The sequence below is a fragment of the Streptomyces sp. NPDC050560 genome (genome assembly GCF_044457285.1).
Classification (GTDB): Bacteria; Actinomycetota; Actinomycetes; order Streptomycetales; family Streptomycetaceae; genus Streptomyces.
The window spans coordinates 183,891-200,701 of the sequence record NZ_JBITGT010000007.1; the positions used below are offsets into that span (position 1 = coordinate 183,891).

16 protein-coding genes and 1 pseudogene are annotated in these 16,811 nt (G+C 72.8%); 4 read left to right on the top strand and 13 right to left on the bottom strand.

Features of this window, described 5'->3' with window-relative positions; translation table 11 throughout:
- Nucleotides 1-85 precede the first annotated feature (85 nt).
- From ACIBIW_RS17855 to ACIBIW_RS17865, 3 genes are all read right to left on the bottom strand, one after another.
- Complete coding sequence (locus tag ACIBIW_RS17855; protein ID WP_399337090.1) at nt 86-640, bottom strand: ROK family protein; 555 nt, start codon at nt 638-640, stop codon at nt 86-88.
- Between the two features lie 111 nt (nt 641-751).
- A complete protein-coding gene (locus tag ACIBIW_RS17860; protein WP_399337092.1) occupies nt 752-2,131 on the bottom strand; it encodes a condensation domain-containing protein in 1,380 nt (459 codons plus the stop codon).
- Nucleotides 2,132-2,307: 176 nt separating this feature from the next.
- A complete protein-coding gene (locus tag ACIBIW_RS17865) occupies nt 2,308-3,204 on the bottom strand; it encodes an oxygenase MpaB family protein (protein WP_399337094.1) in 897 nt (298 codons plus the stop codon).
- Nucleotides 3,205-3,312: 108 nt separating this feature from the next.
- On the opposite strand from ACIBIW_RS17865, the gene ACIBIW_RS17870 reads away from it, so the two are divergent.
- Nucleotides 3,313-4,050 (top strand): phosphotransferase family protein, encoded by a 738-nt coding sequence (locus ACIBIW_RS17870; RefSeq protein WP_399337096.1) that lies wholly within the window; start codon nt 3,313-3,315, stop codon nt 4,048-4,050.
- A gap of 31 nt (nt 4,051-4,081) precedes the next feature.
- Here the strand turns inward: ACIBIW_RS17870 and ACIBIW_RS17875 are convergent, their stop codons facing one another.
- Both ACIBIW_RS17875 and ACIBIW_RS17880 read right to left on the bottom strand, forming a co-directional pair.
- On the bottom strand, nt 4,082-4,273 hold the full coding sequence (locus tag ACIBIW_RS17875) for a hypothetical protein (RefSeq protein WP_399337098.1): 192 nt from the start codon (nt 4,271-4,273) through the stop codon (nt 4,082-4,084).
- Nucleotides 4,274-4,636: 363 nt separating this feature from the next.
- A complete protein-coding gene (locus ACIBIW_RS17880) occupies nt 4,637-5,359 on the bottom strand; it encodes a dienelactone hydrolase family protein (RefSeq protein WP_399337100.1) in 723 nt (240 codons plus the stop codon).
- 340 nt (nt 5,360-5,699) lie between these two features.
- Here ACIBIW_RS17880 and ACIBIW_RS17885 point away from each other — a divergent pair, with 340 nt between their 5' ends.
- The gene (locus ACIBIW_RS17885; protein WP_399337102.1) at nt 5,700-6,632 is read left to right on the top strand and encodes a LacI family DNA-binding transcriptional regulator; all 933 of its coding nucleotides are present in this window, start codon (nt 5,700-5,702) and stop codon (nt 6,630-6,632) included.
- Nucleotides 6,633-6,642: 10 nt separating this feature from the next.
- On the opposite strand, the gene ACIBIW_RS17890 is transcribed toward ACIBIW_RS17885, so the two are convergent.
- Both ACIBIW_RS17890 and ACIBIW_RS17895 read right to left on the bottom strand, forming a co-directional pair.
- Nucleotides 6,643-7,545: a haloalkane dehalogenase gene (locus ACIBIW_RS17890; protein WP_399337104.1), complete on the bottom strand. Its 903-nt coding sequence runs from the start codon at nt 7,543-7,545 to the stop codon at nt 6,643-6,645.
- A gap of 132 nt (nt 7,546-7,677) precedes the next feature.
- The gene (locus ACIBIW_RS17895; protein ID WP_399337106.1) at nt 7,678-8,766 is read right to left on the bottom strand and encodes an epoxide hydrolase family protein; all 1,089 of its coding nucleotides are present in this window, start codon (nt 8,764-8,766) and stop codon (nt 7,678-7,680) included.
- A 138-nt stretch (nt 8,767-8,904) separates the two neighbouring features.
- On the opposite strand from ACIBIW_RS17895, the gene ACIBIW_RS17900 reads away from it, so the two are divergent.
- A complete protein-coding gene (locus tag ACIBIW_RS17900; RefSeq protein WP_399337108.1) occupies nt 8,905-9,390 on the top strand; it encodes a MarR family winged helix-turn-helix transcriptional regulator in 486 nt (161 codons plus the stop codon).
- A gap of 97 nt (nt 9,391-9,487) precedes the next feature.
- Here ACIBIW_RS17900 and ACIBIW_RS17905 read toward each other — a convergent pair whose 3' ends face one another.
- The gene (locus tag ACIBIW_RS17905) at nt 9,488-10,048 is read right to left on the bottom strand and encodes a hypothetical protein (protein ID WP_399337110.1); all 561 of its coding nucleotides are present in this window, start codon (nt 10,046-10,048) and stop codon (nt 9,488-9,490) included.
- Between the two features lie 158 nt (nt 10,049-10,206).
- On the opposite strand from ACIBIW_RS17905, the gene ACIBIW_RS17910 reads away from it, so the two are divergent.
- A complete protein-coding gene (locus ACIBIW_RS17910) occupies nt 10,207-10,857 on the top strand; it encodes a TetR/AcrR family transcriptional regulator (protein ID WP_399337112.1) in 651 nt (216 codons plus the stop codon).
- A 26-nt stretch (nt 10,858-10,883) separates the two neighbouring features.
- Here ACIBIW_RS17910 and ACIBIW_RS17915 read toward each other — a convergent pair.
- The 5 genes and pseudogenes from ACIBIW_RS17915 to ACIBIW_RS17935 all read right to left on the bottom strand — a co-directional run.
- A pseudogene (locus tag ACIBIW_RS17915) lies at nt 10,884-11,459 on the bottom strand (chorismate mutase); the annotation flags it as partial.
- Nucleotides 11,460-11,579: 120 nt separating this feature from the next.
- Nucleotides 11,580-12,236 (bottom strand): amino acid ABC transporter permease, encoded by a 657-nt coding sequence (locus ACIBIW_RS17920; protein WP_399337114.1) that lies wholly within the window; start codon nt 12,234-12,236, stop codon nt 11,580-11,582.
- Entirely contained in the window at nt 12,236-12,916 is a 681-nt protein-coding gene (locus tag ACIBIW_RS17925) for an amino acid ABC transporter permease (RefSeq protein ID WP_399337116.1), read from the bottom strand. Before ACIBIW_RS17925 ends, ACIBIW_RS17920 begins: the two co-directional genes overlap by 1 nt.
- A gap of 2 nt (nt 12,917-12,918) precedes the next feature.
- The gene (locus ACIBIW_RS17930) at nt 12,919-13,842 is read right to left on the bottom strand and encodes a transporter substrate-binding domain-containing protein (RefSeq protein ID WP_399337118.1); all 924 of its coding nucleotides are present in this window, start codon (nt 13,840-13,842) and stop codon (nt 12,919-12,921) included.
- A complete protein-coding gene (locus ACIBIW_RS17935) occupies nt 13,839-16,523 on the bottom strand; it encodes a M14 family zinc carboxypeptidase (RefSeq protein ID WP_399337120.1) in 2,685 nt (894 codons plus the stop codon). The genes ACIBIW_RS17930 and ACIBIW_RS17935 overlap by 4 nt, the downstream gene beginning before the upstream one ends.
- Between the last annotated feature and the right edge of the window lie 288 nt (nt 16,524-16,811).

The following is a 16,811-nucleotide window of genomic DNA, read 5'->3' on the forward strand; positions in this document are numbered from 1 at the left end:
GGCGGGCGCCGGACGCCCTAGCCCGCGTCCCTTTCCCACCGCGGTCTGCCGGTCCTGTCGATCACCAGGCGCCGTGAGGCGTCCATCAGTACCAGGGCGGCCGCCCCCAGCGGCTCCGGCCTGCGCAGGGTGCTGAACCGCAACTGCACCGACCGCCTCGCCGCGGGCAGCGCGCGCCGGTCCATCTCGACCCGGGTGGCGTCCAGGATGACCGGGCCGCACTGCCGGCTGAGGAGGCCGCCGACTCGCCGTCGGGGTCGACCACGATATGGCCGAGTTCCCCGGCGAATCCGTCCCGGCCGCTGAGCAGTTGCCCGCCGGAGCAGATCCCGCCGCCGACGTTGGCGTCGAGACCGATCCAGATGAAGTCGTCGACCCGGCGCCCCGCGCCCCAGATCCGTTCTGCCATCACCGCGAGGTTGCCGTGGTTGCCGACGTAGACGGGGAGCCCCACCTTCTCCCGCAGCAGCTCGCCGATGACCTGGCCGACGCGGGTACGGCTGAGCCCCAGGGTCCTGGCGAGGTCCGCCCGGGAGGCGGGCCCCGAGGTCCGCAGCGCCAGCAGGATCTGCTCCTCCGAGCTTCCCCCCTGCGGCCCGTCCCGCCCCCTCGCCCGCGGGGTCAAGCTGGTGTCGTCCACCGGGTCATTATCGCCACGGCGGTGCCGCCCGGGACCCCCTCGGAAGCCGCCGTCTCGCCCCGGGACCGCCGTCTCTCCCCGGCGCGCGCGGGCTCCCGGACGGGGTCAGGGTCAGGTGGCCGTCGACAGGATGACGTCCCGCAGCCGCTCCACGTAAAGACGCATGTTCTTGTACGCGACGGGGGTGTCCGGGTAGCGGCTCGCGAACCACAGGCCCTCGTGGAGCCTGTTGACCCACACACCGACCTTGTCGCCGTACGCCACCCGGCCGAGTCCGTACGCCTTCCACTCCACCCACCGCTCCGACCCTGGGACGTCGCGGGCGTCGAGGTAGGACACGCCCGAGTAGAGGTCGGATGAGGCCGGGCGGAAGTCGGGACCGAGCAGGTCGAGCACCCGGGCGAGCGGCATCCGGGCGAGCGTGCGGTTGGCGCGCAGTTGGTCGCGTACGGCGGTCAGGGCGCCGGGGAGGCCGCCCGCCGCGGCCGGCACCTCGATCGGCGCGCCGCCGACGTACCAGCCGACGGAGTGCGACCAGCGGGACTTCACCCGGGTGTGGAACGGTACGACCGTCCGGTACACGGGCTGCCCCCCGATCTCCTGCACGATGAGGCTGGTGGCGGCGAGGAGGCCGACGAGGGTGCCGCCGTAGGGCCGGCAGTACGCCTCGAACGCCGCGGCGGCGTCCGCGTCCACCAGCATCTCGCGCATGAGCTTCTGCGGTGGCCGCTCCCCTTCGGCGCCGAGGCCCAGGTCGACGGGGAGGTTCGGTAGCCGGCCGCCGCAGCGGTCGATGAACTCCCGCCAGCGGCCCACGACTTCGTGGCCGCCGTCGATACGGTCGGCGTCGGCCCGCTCGATCTCGCAGAAGTCGACGTAGCTGCTCACCTGCGCCTCGGGCTCGGCGCGGCCCGCGACGCCCGCCGCGTAGAGGGCGTGGATCTCGCCGGGGATGCGCATGATGGAGTGGCCGTCGACGTTGCTGTGGTCGAAGGCGAGCAGCACGCTGGTGGAGTCGTCGCGTACGACCGCCGTGTACAGGAAGTTCGGCCAGCCCAGCGCGTAGGTCGCGGTGTCGAAGCGGTGCTGGAGGCGCGCGGTCAGCTCCTCCGTGTCACAGAAGTCGCCGACGACCTCGCGGCGCAGCTCCACGGCCCCGGGGTCGAGCGTGAAGCGGCGGATCTCGCCTTCGTCCCAGCGGAAGCCGCTGCGCAGCGTCTCGTGCCTGAGGGTCCAGGTGTGCAGGGCGTCGTGGAGTACGTCGAGATCGGCGCGGCCCGGGAGGTCGAAGACCGCGGCGAGCCAGGTCGGCAGGAACATGCCGCCGTCGCGCACCGACCGCACGGTCCTCAGGTGCGACTCCTGGATGTACGCGGGCGGCCGTGAGTCCTCCTTCAGCCCGCTCGCGGCCGCGACCGTCGCGGGGCCGAGTGTCCACTCCACGAGCCGCCCCGGCCGCACTTCGCAGCCCTGGATGTCGGTCAGTCGCACGGGACGGCTCCGTTCGCAGGTGTGAACCACCACCCGGATGGGCGGTATCCGGCCCAACGACTGGAAACCGATCGGGAAACGGGCCGGGCCGGCGGGCCGGGTCAGGGTGTTCGGACCCGCGCCCCTGCCTGTTCGACTCCCCGCGAGGGGACTGGCGGCGTCCGCCGCGGGCCCCGTCACCCCTGCCGGGCGCCCGCGAGCCGCCCCCGTGCGGCGGCCTGGATCTGGGAGGGGCCGAGGCCCCATTCGAGAGTGCGTCCGACGGCGGTCGCCAGCGGCCGGTCCCAGCCGGTGCGTACGGGCGCCGGGCGGTGGATGCCGAGTTCGCTGCGGGCCCAGCCGGGCAGCAGTCCGACCGAGGCGTTCATGAGGAGCCCCACGACAAGACGTTCCCGCCGGGTGCGCCCGAAGCGGCGCAGAAACCGTATCGAGTCCAACGCGGCCTCGGTGGCGTGGAGTCGGGGGCGCATCCGGGTCAGGTAGCGCTCGGCCTCCCCGGAGGTGAGCGGTACGCCCCGCGCGCCCAACGCCTCGGCCATGGGGGCGGTTTGACGGTAGTAGGCGTCGCACTCGGCGGGCGTCAGCCGCAACGGCCCCGCGGCGTACGCCTGGTAGCCGGCCAGGAAGCTGCGCACCTCGGCGGTGTGCACCCAGGTGAGCAGGTCGGGGTCGTCCGCGCGGTAGGGCCTGCCGTCGGGGGCGGTGCCGTGCACCCGGGTGTGGATCCGCCGTACGAGGTCGATCACCTCGCGGGCCGCGGCCGAGCCGCCGAAGGTGGTCGTGGTGATGAACCGCACGGTGCCGTTGAGGCGCCCGACCGGGTCGGCGCGGAAGTCGGAGTGCTGGGCGACCCCCGCCATCGCCAGCGGGTGCAGCGACTGGAGCATGAGCGCGGCGAACCCGCCGGTGAGCATCCCGGTGGGCTGCCCGTGCACCCGCCACACCGGGTCGCCCGGCACGATCCCGAAGAGCCCGTGGTCGCCGGGCGGCCCCGCGTACCGCTCCAGCTTGAGGTCGCCGCCGTGCAGGGCCGCCGTGAGTTCCGCCGCGATCCGCTCCCGTATGCCCGCCACCAGCGCCTCCGGGGTCCGTGTCCCTCGGTCGAGCGTACCGACCCGCCCGGCCGGGGGGCGGGGGGAAAATTCCGTGCGGCCGCGTGGACGTGTCGGGATACTGCCGCCATGGATGAGGTCAACGTCGTCGTCGCCCACTCCGAGCGCGCGACCCTGCGTGTCGGCGAGGTGTTCCTGAAGGTGGACGCCGACCGGGCGCGTACGGACGTCGAGGTCGAGGCGATGGCGCTGGCACCGGTCCCGACCCCCGAGATCCTGTGGCGCAGGCCGCCGGTGCTGGCGATCGCCGCCGTCCCGGGGACGGCGCTCGGCCGCCTCGGGGAGCCGTCGGACGCGTCGCCCGCGGCATGGGCCGCGGCGGGCGCCGCCGTACGGGAGTTGCACGAGGCGCCGTTGCCGCCCTGGCCGGGCCGGGGCCCGCGGGAGCTGGCGACGGACCTCGACGGCGAGTGCGAGCGGCTGGTGGCGGACGGTGTCCTGCCCGCGGACCTGGTCGCCCGCAACCGCCGGGTCGCCGAGGCGGCGCTGCGGCCGTGGACCCCGGTGTTCGCACATGGCGATCTGCAAATCACCCATGTGTTCGTCGACGGCGACAAGGTCACCGGCATCATCGACTGGTCGGAGGCGGGCCGCGGCGACCCCCTGTTCGACCTCGCCACCCTCACCCTCGGGCACGAGGAGCACCTCGGCGACGTCGTCGCGGGCTACGGCGCCGACGTCGACCTCGACGTGATCCGCGCGTGGTGGTCGTTGCGGAGCCTGTTGGCAGTGCGCTGGCTGGTCGAGCACGGCTTCGACCCCGCGGCGCCCGGCTGCGAGGTGGACGTGCTCAAGGCCCGGATGTGAGGTGCGGGGGCCGACCGGTTCCCGGGTCGGTTCAGTCGTCGCCGGAACTCTGGCCCGGCCTGCGGCGCTGCTGCCGCGAGGAGTAACGCACCAGCTCGCCCAGGGCCAGCGTCACGGTCGCGACGCCCCGCACCCACCGGGGCCCGCCACGCGACGCCCACACCACACAGGCGCAGCCGCAGGCAACGAGCACGACAAGACCCACCAGTATCCCCATGGTCATGGTCCGATGGTGCCCAGCGATCGCCGAACTACCGCCCGCCTTCGGCCGTTCTTCTCGCTTCTTACGGCCTCCCCCGCGGGGCGGTACGGGTTTACCAGCGCCTCCGCAGGTCACTCGTGTCGGTCAGGGTGCCGGGGCGGCCCCAGGTCCCGGACCGAGGAAGGTGACCATGACGGAGCAACCCGCCCACCCGGCAGGAACGGGCCTGAGCGGCACCCGCAGCCGAAGCTGCCCGAGCAGGACCAGGACACCCGGCACACCGCTGCCGTAACCCCCGGACGCACACAGCACTCTGACGCCCCGTCAGCCAGTCGCCCACCGGCTCGCACCGGTGGGCGGCTGCGGGTCACGCCGGGTGCCGGGTCACCTCAGGTGCCGGCGGAAGAACCGGTCGCCGTCGTCCACCTCGAACCACGGGGTGCCGGCGTGCCCGCCGAGGTTGGCGTGGAGTGTCTTCTCCTTGCTGCCGAAGGCGTCGAAGAGGTCGAGGGCCCGCTGTCTCGGGTTGCCCTCGTCGTCCCACTGGAGCAGGAAGAGCAGCGGGACGCTCACCCGGCGGGCCTCCTCGCGCAGGGCGCCGGGGACGAAGCCCCCGGCGAAGAACCCGGCGGCGGCGATGCGCGGCTCGGCCACCGCGAGCCGGATGCCGAGCGCGGCCCACCCGGAGTATCCGACGGGTCCTTCGATCCCGGGCAGGGCGAGGACGGCGTCGAGGGTGGCCCGCCACTCCGGTACCGCCCTCTCGACCAGCGGGAGGATGAAGGCGTCGATGATCCCGTCGACCGGTTCACCGGCCTTGAGCGCCCGGCGCAGGTCCGCGCGGTGCTGGTCGTCGGCGGCCGAGCGGGGCCGCTCGCCGTGCCCGGGGGCGTCGATGGCGGCCACCGCGTAGCCGTACGCCGCGGACTGCCGGGCCCTGGCCACCAGCCGCCCTTCCCGCCTGTGCAGGCCGCCGTTGTGAGCCATCAGGACGAGCGGTACGGGGGCGGCGGACTCGGGGGTCCACAGGGTGCCGGGGAGGTCGCCGAGGGTGAAGTCGCGTTCGACGACGCCGTCGTCGAGGCGGTGTGCTGAAGTGAACTGCATGGTCGTGCCTTTCGGAAGCGCGCTGGACGGCGCTCCCGGGCGACCTACCGCCCGACCGTGACCCCTGAGGGGAGCACCCATGTCGATACTGTGTCCACGGGTACCACCTCCTCGCTCTCCGGCACGGCCGCCCGCAGGCTAGCAGCGGCCGACGCGCCCCGCCCACCGGTTTTTCCGGGGACCGCCGGGGGCCGCCGCACGCCGGTCCGGAGCGCCGTGGAGCCGGTGGCGTCGGGCCGCGGGCGTGCGTTTACGGACCCGGGGGCGGGTGGGTCTTTAGAATGGGCGGGCGCTGCCCCGCCAGGGGTCCTTTGGCGCGGGTGCCGGCGGAGCAGGGGTGATGGGTACGTCCCGGAGAGTCACGCTCAACGACGTGGCCGCGGCGAGCGGGGTCTCCCGGGCCACCGTGAGCTTCGTCCTCAACGACGACCCCCGCCAGACCATCTCCGCCGCCACCCGCGACCGCGTCCGCCAGGCCGCCCACGACCTCGGCTACGTCCCCCACGGCGTCGCCCGCGCCCTGCGCGAAGGCACCTCACGCGTCGTCGTCCTCACCATCGAACCCGGCCTCGAAGGCCACTACTCCCGCAGCTACATCGACGGCCTCGACACCGAACTCGCCGCCCACGCCCACGTCCTGCTCGTCCGCCACGGCCACGACAGCCCCCACACCACCCGCCAGGTCCTCGACACCATCACCCCCCGCGCCGTCATCCGCTTCGCCGAGACCTACCTCACCGGCCACGGCCTCGACGACCTCGGCGGCGGCTGGCACGACGGCCTCGCCGCCCACACCGCCCTCCAGCTCAGCCACCTGGCGGAACACGGCCACACCCACACCGCCCTCGCCCTCCCCGACACCAGCCCCCCACTCGCCACCACCCGCCTCACCTACGCCACCCAGGCCGCCCACACCCTCAACATCCCCACCCCCCACCCCCTCACCATCCCCCAGGAGAGGACGGCCTGCGCCCAGGCAGTCGCCGCCTGCCTCACCCACCACCCCCACATCACCGCCATCGCCGCCTTCAACGACGACACCGCACTCCGCGTCCTCACCGCCCTCCACGACCTCGGCCGACACGTACCCGACGACACCGCCGTCATCGGCTTCGACGACAACGGCTACGGCGCCTACACCACCCCCGCCCTCACCACCGTCACCATCGACGCCCACACCCACGGCCGCCTCAGCGCCCGCCTCGCCCTCGGCCTCGACACCACAGGACTCCACCCACCCGTCGCCCACATCGTCCCCCGTCAGTCGGTGTGAACGGGGCGCGTCAGCGGGTGTGGAGAGGGTCCGCGGGCGTGTGGCCGGGCGCCCGGCGCAGTCCGTGCCTGTCCGCCCAGGAGGAGACCGCCGCGGCGATCTCGGCCGGGCGGTCCTCCGGGGTGTGGTGCCCGGCGGGCACGTCATGGCGCCGCACTTCGAGCGCGGCCATGTGCTCCGCGCACCAGGCGACGAGTCCTGGCCCCATCATGGCGCCGGGACCGGGGGCGAAGTCGATCAGCAGCTTGGGGACGTCCGCGCTGTGCGCGAGCCATGCGCCGTACGCCTCGACGCGTGCCACGACGTCGGCGGGTTCGCCGCCCAGGGGCATGGCGCGCGGCCACCGCAGCAGCGGCCTGCGGCTCTCCCGGGTCGGGTAGGGCCGGCGGTACGCCTCCAGGTCCGCGGCGGTGAGCGGGGTGGCGACGCTGTGGGGCAGGCCCTCCTCGACCATGACGTTGTCATCGAGGATCATGGCCTCCCCCACCCCCGGCGCCTTGATCGCCCGGAACAGCTCGCGGCCGCCGTCGGGAAACTCCTCCCAGCTCATCGGCCTGACGATGGTCTCGGTGAACGCGATGCCGCGGACCCTTCCCGGGTGGCGGGCGGCGAAGTCGAAGGCGAGCGCGCCGCCCCAGTCGTGGCCGACCAGGACGACGTCGTCGAGGCCGAGCGCCTCGAACCAGGCGTCGAGGTAGCAGGCGTGGTCGTCGAAGGTGTAGTCGATATCCGGTTTGCCCGAGTCGCCCATGCCGATGAGGTCGGGGGCGAGCAGCCGGCCGCCGCCGACGGCGGGCAGGACGTTGCGCCACAGATACGAGGACGTGGGGTTGCCGTGCAGGAAGACGAAGGGCGCGCCCGAGCCGTGCTCGCGGTGGGCGATCGTCGAGTCGAGGACACGGGTGGTCGGCATACGGGCACTCCCGGCGCGACGAGGGCGCCCTCCGGCACCGGCCGGGGCGGGGAACCCTCGTGCGAGTTAGTTGGCTGACTTACATGGTCTGCGTGCGGACGCTAGCACACCGCCGACCGGTCCAGGGGGGCATCACCCGTGGTCGAGGCGCAGGAAGAAGTCCCTGACGTCCGCGGCGAACGCGTCGGGTACCTCCATCGCCGCGAAGTGCCCCCCGCGCTCGAACTCCGACCAGTGCCTGACGTCGTACAGCCGCTCGGCGAGCGGGCGGACGGGCAGGGTGATGTCGTGGGCGAACACCGCGACGCCGAGCGGCACCCGGCAGGGCGACTGGCTCCCCCGAGGGGTGTCATGGTGGAGCCGGGCCGACGAGGCGGCGGTCGCGGTGAGCCAGTACAGGGAGACGTCGGTGAGCATCCGGTCGTCGGTCACCGGTGTGGCGGGGTCGGTCCACTGGGCGAAGCGCTCGGCGATCCAGACCAGTTGGCCGACCGGCGAGTCGGTGAGCGCGTAGCCGATGGTCTGCGGGGTGAGCGCCTGGAGCGCCTGGTAGGGCGGGCGGTCCGCCAACAGCCGCCGTACGGTGTCGAGTCGGGCCTCGTCGGCCCCGGACAGCTCGACGCGGGAGTCGGGATCGGGGCGGGTCGGCAGGTAGTTGACGTGCACCCCGACGACGCGCTCGGGCGCGAGGGCGCCGAGGGCGAGGGAGATGCCCGCGCCGAAGTCGCCGCCCTGCGCGCCGTAGCGCCCGTACCCCAGGCGGCGCATCAGCTCGGCCCAGGCCCGTGCGACCCGGGTGGCGTCCCAGCCGCGCTCGTGGGTCGGGCCGGAGAAGCCGAAGCCGGGGATGGACGGGATCACCAGGTGGAAGTCGCGCGACAGCGGCTCGATCACGTCGAGGAACTCCAGGAACGAGCCGGGCCAGCCGTGGGTGAGGACGAGCGCGCCCGCGTCCGGCCGCGGGGACCGCACATGGACGAAGTGGATGTCCTGGCCGTCGATCTCGGTCATGAAGTGCGCAAGCCCGTTGAGCCTCGCCTCGTGCGCGCGCCAGTCGTAGCCGGTGCGCCAGTACTCGGCGAGCCGCCTCAGCCGCGCCAGCGGGAAGCCGTAGCCCCAGCCCGCGTCCGCGACCTCGTTCGGCCAGCGGGTGCGGGAGAGGCGGTCGGCCAGGTCGTCCAGGGCGGCTTGGGGGATGTCGATACGGAACGGCTCGATCACGGTCCTCGCTCCAGGGGTTCGTGCCGGGCGGCGGTGTGCCCACGCGCATGCCCCAGCGCATTCGTTAGTCACATAAACGTTTGCCGTGCCAACGAAGGTAGACTGTTAGTGGGACTAACACAAGAGGCGGAGGACCCCATGAGCCCGACCCCGGAACCCGTACCGGCCCGGCTGCGCGCCGTCCCCAGCCGGCTGCTCGCCAGGGCCGGGGCGGTCGCCGACCGGCTCGTCGGCGACCGGCTCGCCGACGCGGGCGGGCGCAAATGGCACTTCGCCGTCCTGGTCGCGCTCGCCGACGTCGGCTCGGCGAGCCAGGCCGAACTCAGCCGCCGTACCGGCATCTACCGCAGCGACATGGTCGCCGTGCTCAACGAACTCGCCGACGGCGACTACGTACGCCGCGAGCCCGACCCGGACGACCGCCGCCGCAACGTCATCACCCTCACCCCCGCGGGCCGCCGCCGCATGGAGCGGCTCGACGCCCTGATCGCCGACGCCCAGCGCGCACTCTTCGCCCCCCTCACCCCCGCCGAGCAGAACGAACTGACCCGGCTCCTCACGCTGCTGACGGAGCATCACCACCCGCCGCACGAGCCCCATCCCCACCCCGGCGACGCGCGGTAGGCGGGCCGCCCGCGGCCGGGGCGCAGTGCGCCGGGTGAGCGGTGGGCCGGGGCCGCGCGGGCGTACGTGCCGCGCCGCGCACCGGCGGGGGTCGCCGTCAGCCCGCCCTTCCGGCGCGGCCGAGGCGGAGGGCGGAGAGGAGGAAGAAGACGCCGCCGGACACGGCGTAGCCCGCCGCGTTGACCAGGGTGGGGTGGGCCGCCCCCGCCGACGCGACGAACGAGGCACCGGCCAGCACCGAGATACCACCGCTGATGATCATGGGCCACTGGCCGCCAAGACCCCGGCGGGTGACCCCCACGATCAACTGGACGAGACCGGCCACGACCGCCCAGGCGCCCCACACCCGCAGGACCGCCGGTATCCCCGACGCGCAGGCGACGGCCACACCGGCGGCGGTGACAAGGCTGACCGCGATGTTCACGTACAGCAGCGCGGGCGAGCCCGTGGCGCGCGACGTCCGCGCGTCGAAGACGGCCGCGCCCACGTCGAACAGCGGGTAGAGCACGAGCAGCGCGACCGCGAGCGGGCCGATCCTGTGCGCCGTCGTGAACATCACGAGGGCCCAGACGAGGGCGAACGCGAACCTGACGAGGTACAGCCGCCGCAGCGCGGAGGCGGTGCCGGTGGCGGGTGACGGTGCGGTGATGGTGGTCACGGTGGTCCTTTCGAAGGGCGGGCGGGCAAGGGGTCGCCGCATGCCGCGGCCGGCCCTCGGCACCCGTCCATGCAGGAACGAACGTTCTGTCCCGCAAGAGACTGGCCGCCCTCCGCTCTTCTGTCAAGACCGAACGTTCTATCTGATAGCCTTCGAACATGGCGCGCAGCGAAACCGGGGCCAGGCCCTCCGAAGCGCGGTCAAGGCTGCTCACCACCGCGACCCGGATCTTCTACGCGGAGGGCATCCACGCCGTCGGCGTCGACCGCATCGTCGGGGAGGCGCGGGTGACACGGGCCACCTTCTACCGGCACTTCCCCAGCAAGGAGGACCTGGTCCTCGCCTACCTCGACGGGGTGGACGGGGCCATGCGCGGCCAGGAGGCCGAGGCCGTCGCCGCGGGGCTCCCGCCCGCCGACACCGTCCGGGCCCTCGGCAGGTCCATCGCCGACGGCATCCGCTCCCCCGGCTTCCGCGGGTGCGCCTTCCTGAACGCGGTCGCCGAGTACCCGGACCCGGAGCACCCGGTGCACCTGGCCGTGCTCGCGCACCGCGAGTGGTTCCTCGGCACCGTCACGGAGCTGCTCGCCCAGATCCGGGAGACCTCCGCGGAACCCGCCGCCCGGCACTTCGTGATGATGCGCGACGGCGCCATGGCCGCCGGCTGCCTCTTCGACCCCGAGCTGGTCTGTGACACCTTCCTGCGCGGGGTGGAGGGGCTGCTCGGCGCCCATGCGGCGCCCTCCGACCGGGGACCGGCGGGACCGGCAGGGGCGGCAGGGGCGGCAGGGGCGGCAGGGGCGGTCTGAGCCCTCGCGGTCGGTTTGCACACCGTGCGTGTCGCCACCCCGAGCGCATGGCGGTGGAGGGCGTCGAGGCGCCCGAGCACCGCGCCCGATGCGGCGGCCGACGCGAGGCGTGCCCGGCAGGCGGTGGGCGTAGCGCGCAACTCCTCGGTGGCCGCGAGCTGGTGGAGCAGTTCCGTGGTCAACCGGTCGAGCCCGGTGCGGATTCGGCCGAGGTCGGGGCGGGTCGTGGGGGCCGTGTCCCGGTGGGCGGTCCAGCGGGCGAACAGGCCGCGCTGCACCACCTTGCTCGCGGTGATCTGGTCGCGGAAGAACGCCACGGCCGCGTCCGGATCGATGCCGAGCGCGCCGGACCGCTCCCGCGCCGACTCCAGCACCCGGCGTTCGCGCGCGGGGTCGTCGACCGGGGAGTCCGTACCGAACTTGGACGCCGCCACGTCGTCGCTCACCCGAAGCCGCTCGATGACGAGGTCCGTCAGCGGACCGAGCCCGCCGAGCGCACCGGCAGCCCCGGCGGCGGGGGCGGCCGACGACGCGGTCGCCATCACCACCACCAGGAACACGGCGACCGCGACCCCGCGGACCACCTCACCGCACACCCGCACCTGTCCGCCCCCACCCTTCCGGTCCGCGTCCGCGTCTGCCTCCAACAGGGAGACTAACTACCCGGAACCGGACACCCCGGGCACGCCGCGCGGCCACGGGTGCCCTGCCCTCCGGGGCCGTCAGGGGAGCCTGCGTTCGTACCAGCGCGACAGCGCCGTCAGGGGCAGGCAGATGACGAAGAAGACGGCGAGCACCGCCCCGAGGATGGGCACCGCGTGGGAGGAGCCGCCGGAGAGGGTCAGCCGCTCGATGGAGCGCTGGGACGCCTCCAGGATGTCGAGCAGTCCGATGACGGCGGCGAGCGACGTCTGCTGGGTGAGGTTGACGACGAGTCCGATCAGCGGGGGCAGCGATCTGCGGGCGGCCTGGGGCAGCAGGACGTACCGCATGCGCGCGGCCCAGGAGAAGCCGAGCGCCACCGCGGCCTCGTCCTGCCCGCGCGGCACCGACTGGACGGCGCCGCGCACGATGTCGGCGGCGTTGGCGCTGCCCCACAGGGAGAGTCCCGCGGTGGCGGCGGTGAAGGTGCCCACCCGTATCCCGACGACGGGCAGGACGAAGAAGACGAAGAACAGGGTGACGATGATCGGCAGGCCGCGCCAGATCTCGACGTGGACCCGCACCACCGCCCGCGCCGCCCTGCTCGGCACGGTGAGGACGGTGCCGAGCAGGACGCCCGCGGCGAGGCTCAGGGCGACGGTGACCAGCGCGAGCAGGGCGGTCTGCCGCAGCCCCGTGGCGAGGTAGTCGGCGACGGGTCCGACCCAGGGCGGCATCAGGGTCCTCCGGGGATCGCGAGGCGGCGCTCGACGGTTCTCGCGCCGAGTGCCAGGAGCCAGACGAGCCCCAGGTAGACGACGCCGATGGCGAGGAACATCTCGAACACCCGGAAGCTGGTGGCGACGATGTTGACGGCGGTCTCGGTGAGTTCCGGGTAGCTGATCGCGACCAGGAACGAGGAGTTCTTGAAGACGGAGATGAGGGTGTTGGTGACCGACGGCAGTGCGATCCTGGCGCCGAGGGGGAGGGTGACGTGCCGGAAGGCGGCCGTGCGGGAGAAGCCGAGGGCCCGGCACGCCTCGACCTGGCCGCCGTCGACGGCCTCGAACCCGGCGCGGAAGTTCTCCACGTTGTACGCGCCGCCCCACAGCAGCAGCGACAGCCAGCCGACGGTGGAGCCGTCGAGCCGCAGCCCGGCCTCGGGGAGCGCGAAGTAGAGGAAGAAGATCTGCACCAGGAGCGGGGTGTTGCGGAACACCTCGACGTAGAGCGTGGTCAACTGCCGGGCGACCGGGACCCGTAGCGCCATGACGGCGCCGAGCAGCGCGCCGACGAGCAGGGCGCCCGCCATGCCGACGGCGCTGATCGCGAGGGTGCGCAGCAGTCCGGGGCCGAGGTCGCCGAGGTGGTGGGCGACGACGCCGGGGTCGAAGTCGTAGCTCGCGGTGGGGGGCATGGTCAGCACCGCAGGGTGGAGCCGGAGGGGTAGGCCAGCTCGGTGTCGGGGCGCGGCACGTACTTGGCGAACTGCCGTCGCACCGAGTCGTCGGTGACGGTCTTCTTGAACTCCTTCCAGAAGTAGTCGCTCTCGCGCATGTGCGCCAGTGCGCCGTTGACCCAGGCGAGCATGGGTGCGTCGCCCTTGCGTACGCCCATCCCCCAGGGGCTGTCGGCCTTGGCGTCGCCGACGACTTCGAGGCCGGGGTTCTTCGCCGCGAGGTCGAGGAGGAGGGTGTCGTCCTGGGCGAAGGCGACGCCGCGTTTCTGCTTCAGGGCGGTGAGCGCCTGGCTGGTCTCGGTGAACAGGGACTGCTTGACGTTCTTCATGCACCGGGTCAGCCAGAGGCTGGCGGTGGCGCCGCTCGTGGTGATGACGGGCCTGCCCGCGAGCTGGGCGAAGGAGGTGATGCCGGAGTCCTTCGGCACCAGCAGCTTCACCCCGCTGTCGAAGTAGGGGGTGGAGAAGTCGACGGTCTCGGCGCGCTCCGGGGTGTAGTTCATCGTCGCCTCGATGAGGTCGATGCGCCGTGACGTCAGGAAGGAGACCCGGTTGGAGCCGGTCACGCAGGTCAGTTCCAGGGCGTCGGGGTCGCCGAACGCGTAGGAGGCCATCCGGTGGGCGATGTCGATCTCGAAGCCCGCGTGCTTCGCGGACTCGTCGATGTAACCGAAGGGCGGGTAGTCGCACTTGACGCCGACGGCCAGTCTGCCCCTGCTCTGCACCGCGTCGGGCAGCGGCGCCCCGACGTCCACGGGGCTCGCGGTGGCTGAGCCGTTCCGGCCGCCCTCCGACGAGGACGACCCGCCGGACGGGGACGAGCAGCCGGCGACGAGCGCCAGGGCCGCGACCGCGCCGACGACGGCGCCGTGTCCGGGTTTCACGGCGTGACCTCCTTCTCGTCGAGGCGGCGGAACTGGGCGGCGGTGAGCCTGGTGGACGGGCCGTGGTAGGCGGCGTTGAAGAGCGTGCGCTGCTCGGAGCGGTTCCAGGTGCGGAAGCCGACCTCGCTGCCGAAGGTGACCACGTATCCGTCGCCGACGGTCCAGGAGAGGCCGTTGACCGCGCCGCCGAGGTCGGCTCCGCCGATCAGCCAGCCGCTGAGCAACTGGTCGTCGCCGTCCGGGTACTTGGAGACCACGTCCACCGGGTAGGTGCTGGTGCTGGTCAGCCGGTAGGCGTCGTCGGAGACGAACCACACGGGGTTGTCCCCGGTCAGGCCCCAGGCGACCGGGTTGGCGGTGTCGAACTCCTGCCTGAGCAGCGAGCCTGGGCAGTAGAAGTCGGAGGACGAGCCGTCGGGGAGCACGGAGGCGATGGGCAGTCCGAGGAGGTCCTTGGCGGTGGCGGTGCCGCTGCCGAAGCTGACGAGTGTGCCGCCCCCGGTGACGTAGTCGCGGAGCCTGCGCCAGCCGGTCTCCCCGACGCCGAACGCCCAGGCCCACTCTGGCGGGTATCTGTCCGGGTCGAGTCCTTCGACGATGGACTTCCTGCTGACCCCCTCCGGCATGATGACGGCGTCGAACTTGTCGGCGAGCCGGGGGTAGTCGCCAGCCTCGACGACGGAGTAGTCCACCCCGTACTGGTCGAAGGTCCACATCAGCCACCCCGAGGGGATGTTGTTCGGCGGCTTGAGCAGGCCGATCCTGGTGTGCGGCTTGAGCCGCACCCCCGCCACCGCGGGCACGGAGCGCAGGGACCGTACCGGTATGCCGGTCTTCTCCGACTGGGTCCTCAGCAGCCGCCGGGCGGCCGCGGACGGCGGTACGAGGAAGGTGCCCGCCGGGAAGGAGCGGCCGCCCTCCGTGAACGGGGCCGCGGCGCGGAAGGTGGGGACGTCCGCCTTCTGGAGCGCGGCGACGATCCTGAACACCCCGTAGGACTCGGGCCCGACCGCGTACGCGCCGGTGCGCGGCGGCGCGGGCGGCGCGGTGACGGCGGGGGGTTCGACGGAGCGCAGCCGCTCGGTGCGGGCGGAGAAGGGCTTCTCGACGAGGTCGGCCTCGAAGCCGAGCAGCATCGGCAGGGTCTGCGCGGTGGTGTCGTAGGGGCGCTGCGGGGGGCCGCCGGGGTATTCGAGGAGCTGCGGGTAGTCCTGCACTTCGAGCAGTGTCTTGGCGAACCCGGCGTAGGGCTGCCGCATGGGGATGACGTACGACCCCGTGGGGTACCGCTTGCCGCCCGCGGTGAACGCGGCCCCGGCCCGGTGGATCTCCACCGCGCCGCGGTGGAAGATCTCCAGGGCGTCGCGCACGGCCTGCGGGTCGCGCTGGCCCGCGGGGATGACATAGGCGTAGGGGGTGGTCCTGGTGACCGCCTTCGCGCCGATGCGGTAGGTGTTGTAGAGCCAGTTGTAGGTGTCGTAGGCGACGGCCTCGATACCGGAGTAGAAGGCTTGGGAGACCCGGTCGACGATGTCGCGCAGGGTCCAGGTGTCGGAGTCGTACGGCTCGATGAAGTTGATGTCGGTGTCCTGCCGGCCGAGCGGTCCCTCGCCCTTCTGGGGGTAGGCGAGGTCGGCGGCGGAGGCGGCCTCGGTCAGGATGCGTGCGGAGCCGTGGTAGACGCAGTACTGCCGGGACGCCGACCAGTAGTCGTACTCGGAGCCCCAGCCGTTGCCCTTCATCCCGGCGACGGTCATGCCGCGCTGCATCGCCATGCCGACGGTGTCGGTCTGCTGCACCACGATGGTGTCGATGTTGGGGTCGTACGGCGACAGGTAGGGCGGTGTGAACAGCCGGGGGGCGCCGGCGCCCGCGCCGTGGGAGTCCTGGAAGACCTGCGGCCGGTACTTGTTCAGGATCGCGACGTTGTACCTGCTCTCGACCTGGGTGAGCATGATCCAGTCGCGGTTGTCGTCGTGGCCCGTGTACTTGTTGTACAGGTCGGGGTAGGTGCGGGCGTAGTCGGTGCCCGCGGTGGCGGCGAAGTGGTCGTTGACGAGGACGATGCCGTCGGGGTTCTGGCAGGGCTGGAGCAGGATGACCAGGTTGTCGAGGATCTTCCCGATGTAGTCGGACCGCTCGGTCGCGAGCCGGTGCGCCCACTCGACGGCGGCCTGGGAGTTGCCGACCTCGGTCGCGTGAATTCCGGCCTGTACGTAGTAGAACGGCACTCCCTCGGTGGCCAGTTGCCTGGCCTCGGCCTCCGACAGGCCCCTGGGGTCGGCCAGTCTGGCGTTGCGGGCCACCAACTTGTCGAGGTTGGCGAGGTTCTTGGGCGAGCTGATGGTGAGCAGGACGTAGGGGTTTCCCCGGGTCGTCCTGCCGATCTCCTCGTAGCGCACCCGGTCGCTGTGCGCGCCGATGAGCCGGAAGTACGGGACCATCCTGTCCCACGTGGTCAGGAAGCCGTCCGTGCCGATGCGGCTGCCGAAGTAGGCCGCGGGGGTGGGGATGGCGCCGGGTCCGCGGGTGGCGGCGGGCCGTGCCGGGCCGTCGCCGCGGGGGTCCGCCGCGGCGGTGCCCGGGTCGGCCACCGTGGTCGCGGCCGCGGCGGCACCTGCGGCCGCGGTGGTCCGAAGGAGCGCTCGACGGGACAGTCTTGAGCCTTCGCTGCTGGTCATCTACGACATCGCCTTCCACGGCCCGGTGGGGTCCCGGCCGTCGTCCGTGGCGGGCCGGGAGGACCGGCCACGCTCACCTGCGGGGGTGTGGGTGTCGTTCAACAACCGGCCGTGGCGCGACGCTGCGCGACGACGGGAGGAGTGCCGGGGCGCCGTTCGCCGACGGGCGCGCTCTGCCGAAGTGCGGGCGCCCGTACGTGTGTTGGCCGTGTGACCTTGCCTGCGAACGCAGGCTGCCAGCCGTCGGGGAGCAACAGCAACGGCTGCACTTTGGATTTAATATTTAAA

What these genes read in the sequence shown, in the direction of transcription:
- ACIBIW_RS17870 (WP_399337096.1), top strand. Translation starts at nt 3,313, where the DNA reads ATGGATGAGGTCAACGTCGTCGTCGCCCACTCCGAGCGCGCGACCCTG.
- ACIBIW_RS17875 (WP_399337098.1), bottom strand. Translation starts at nt 4,273, where the DNA reads ATGACCATGGGGATACTGGTGGGTCTTGTCGTGCTCGTTGCCTGCGGC.
- ACIBIW_RS17880 (WP_399337100.1), bottom strand. Translation starts at nt 5,359, where the DNA reads ATGCAGTTCACTTCAGCACACCGCCTCGACGACGGCGTCGTCGAACGC.
- ACIBIW_RS17885 (WP_399337102.1), top strand. Translation starts at nt 5,700, where the DNA reads ATGGGTACGTCCCGGAGAGTCACGCTCAACGACGTGGCCGCGGCGAGC.
- ACIBIW_RS17890 (WP_399337104.1), bottom strand. Translation starts at nt 7,545, where the DNA reads ATGCCGACCACCCGTGTCCTCGACTCGACGATCGCCCACCGCGAGCAC.
- ACIBIW_RS17900 (WP_399337108.1), top strand. Translation starts at nt 8,905, where the DNA reads ATGAGCCCGACCCCGGAACCCGTACCGGCCCGGCTGCGCGCCGTCCCC.
- ACIBIW_RS17910 (WP_399337112.1), top strand. Translation starts at nt 10,207, where the DNA reads ATGGCGCGCAGCGAAACCGGGGCCAGGCCCTCCGAAGCGCGGTCAAGG.
- ACIBIW_RS17920 (WP_399337114.1), bottom strand. Translation starts at nt 12,236, where the DNA reads ATGCCGCCCTGGGTCGGACCCGTCGCCGACTACCTCGCCACGGGGCTG.
- ACIBIW_RS17925 (WP_399337116.1), bottom strand. Translation starts at nt 12,916, where the DNA reads ATGCCCCCCACCGCGAGCTACGACTTCGACCCCGGCGTCGTCGCCCAC.
- ACIBIW_RS17935 (WP_399337120.1), bottom strand. Translation starts at nt 16,523, where the DNA reads ATGACCAGCAGCGAAGGCTCAAGACTGTCCCGTCGAGCGCTCCTTCGG.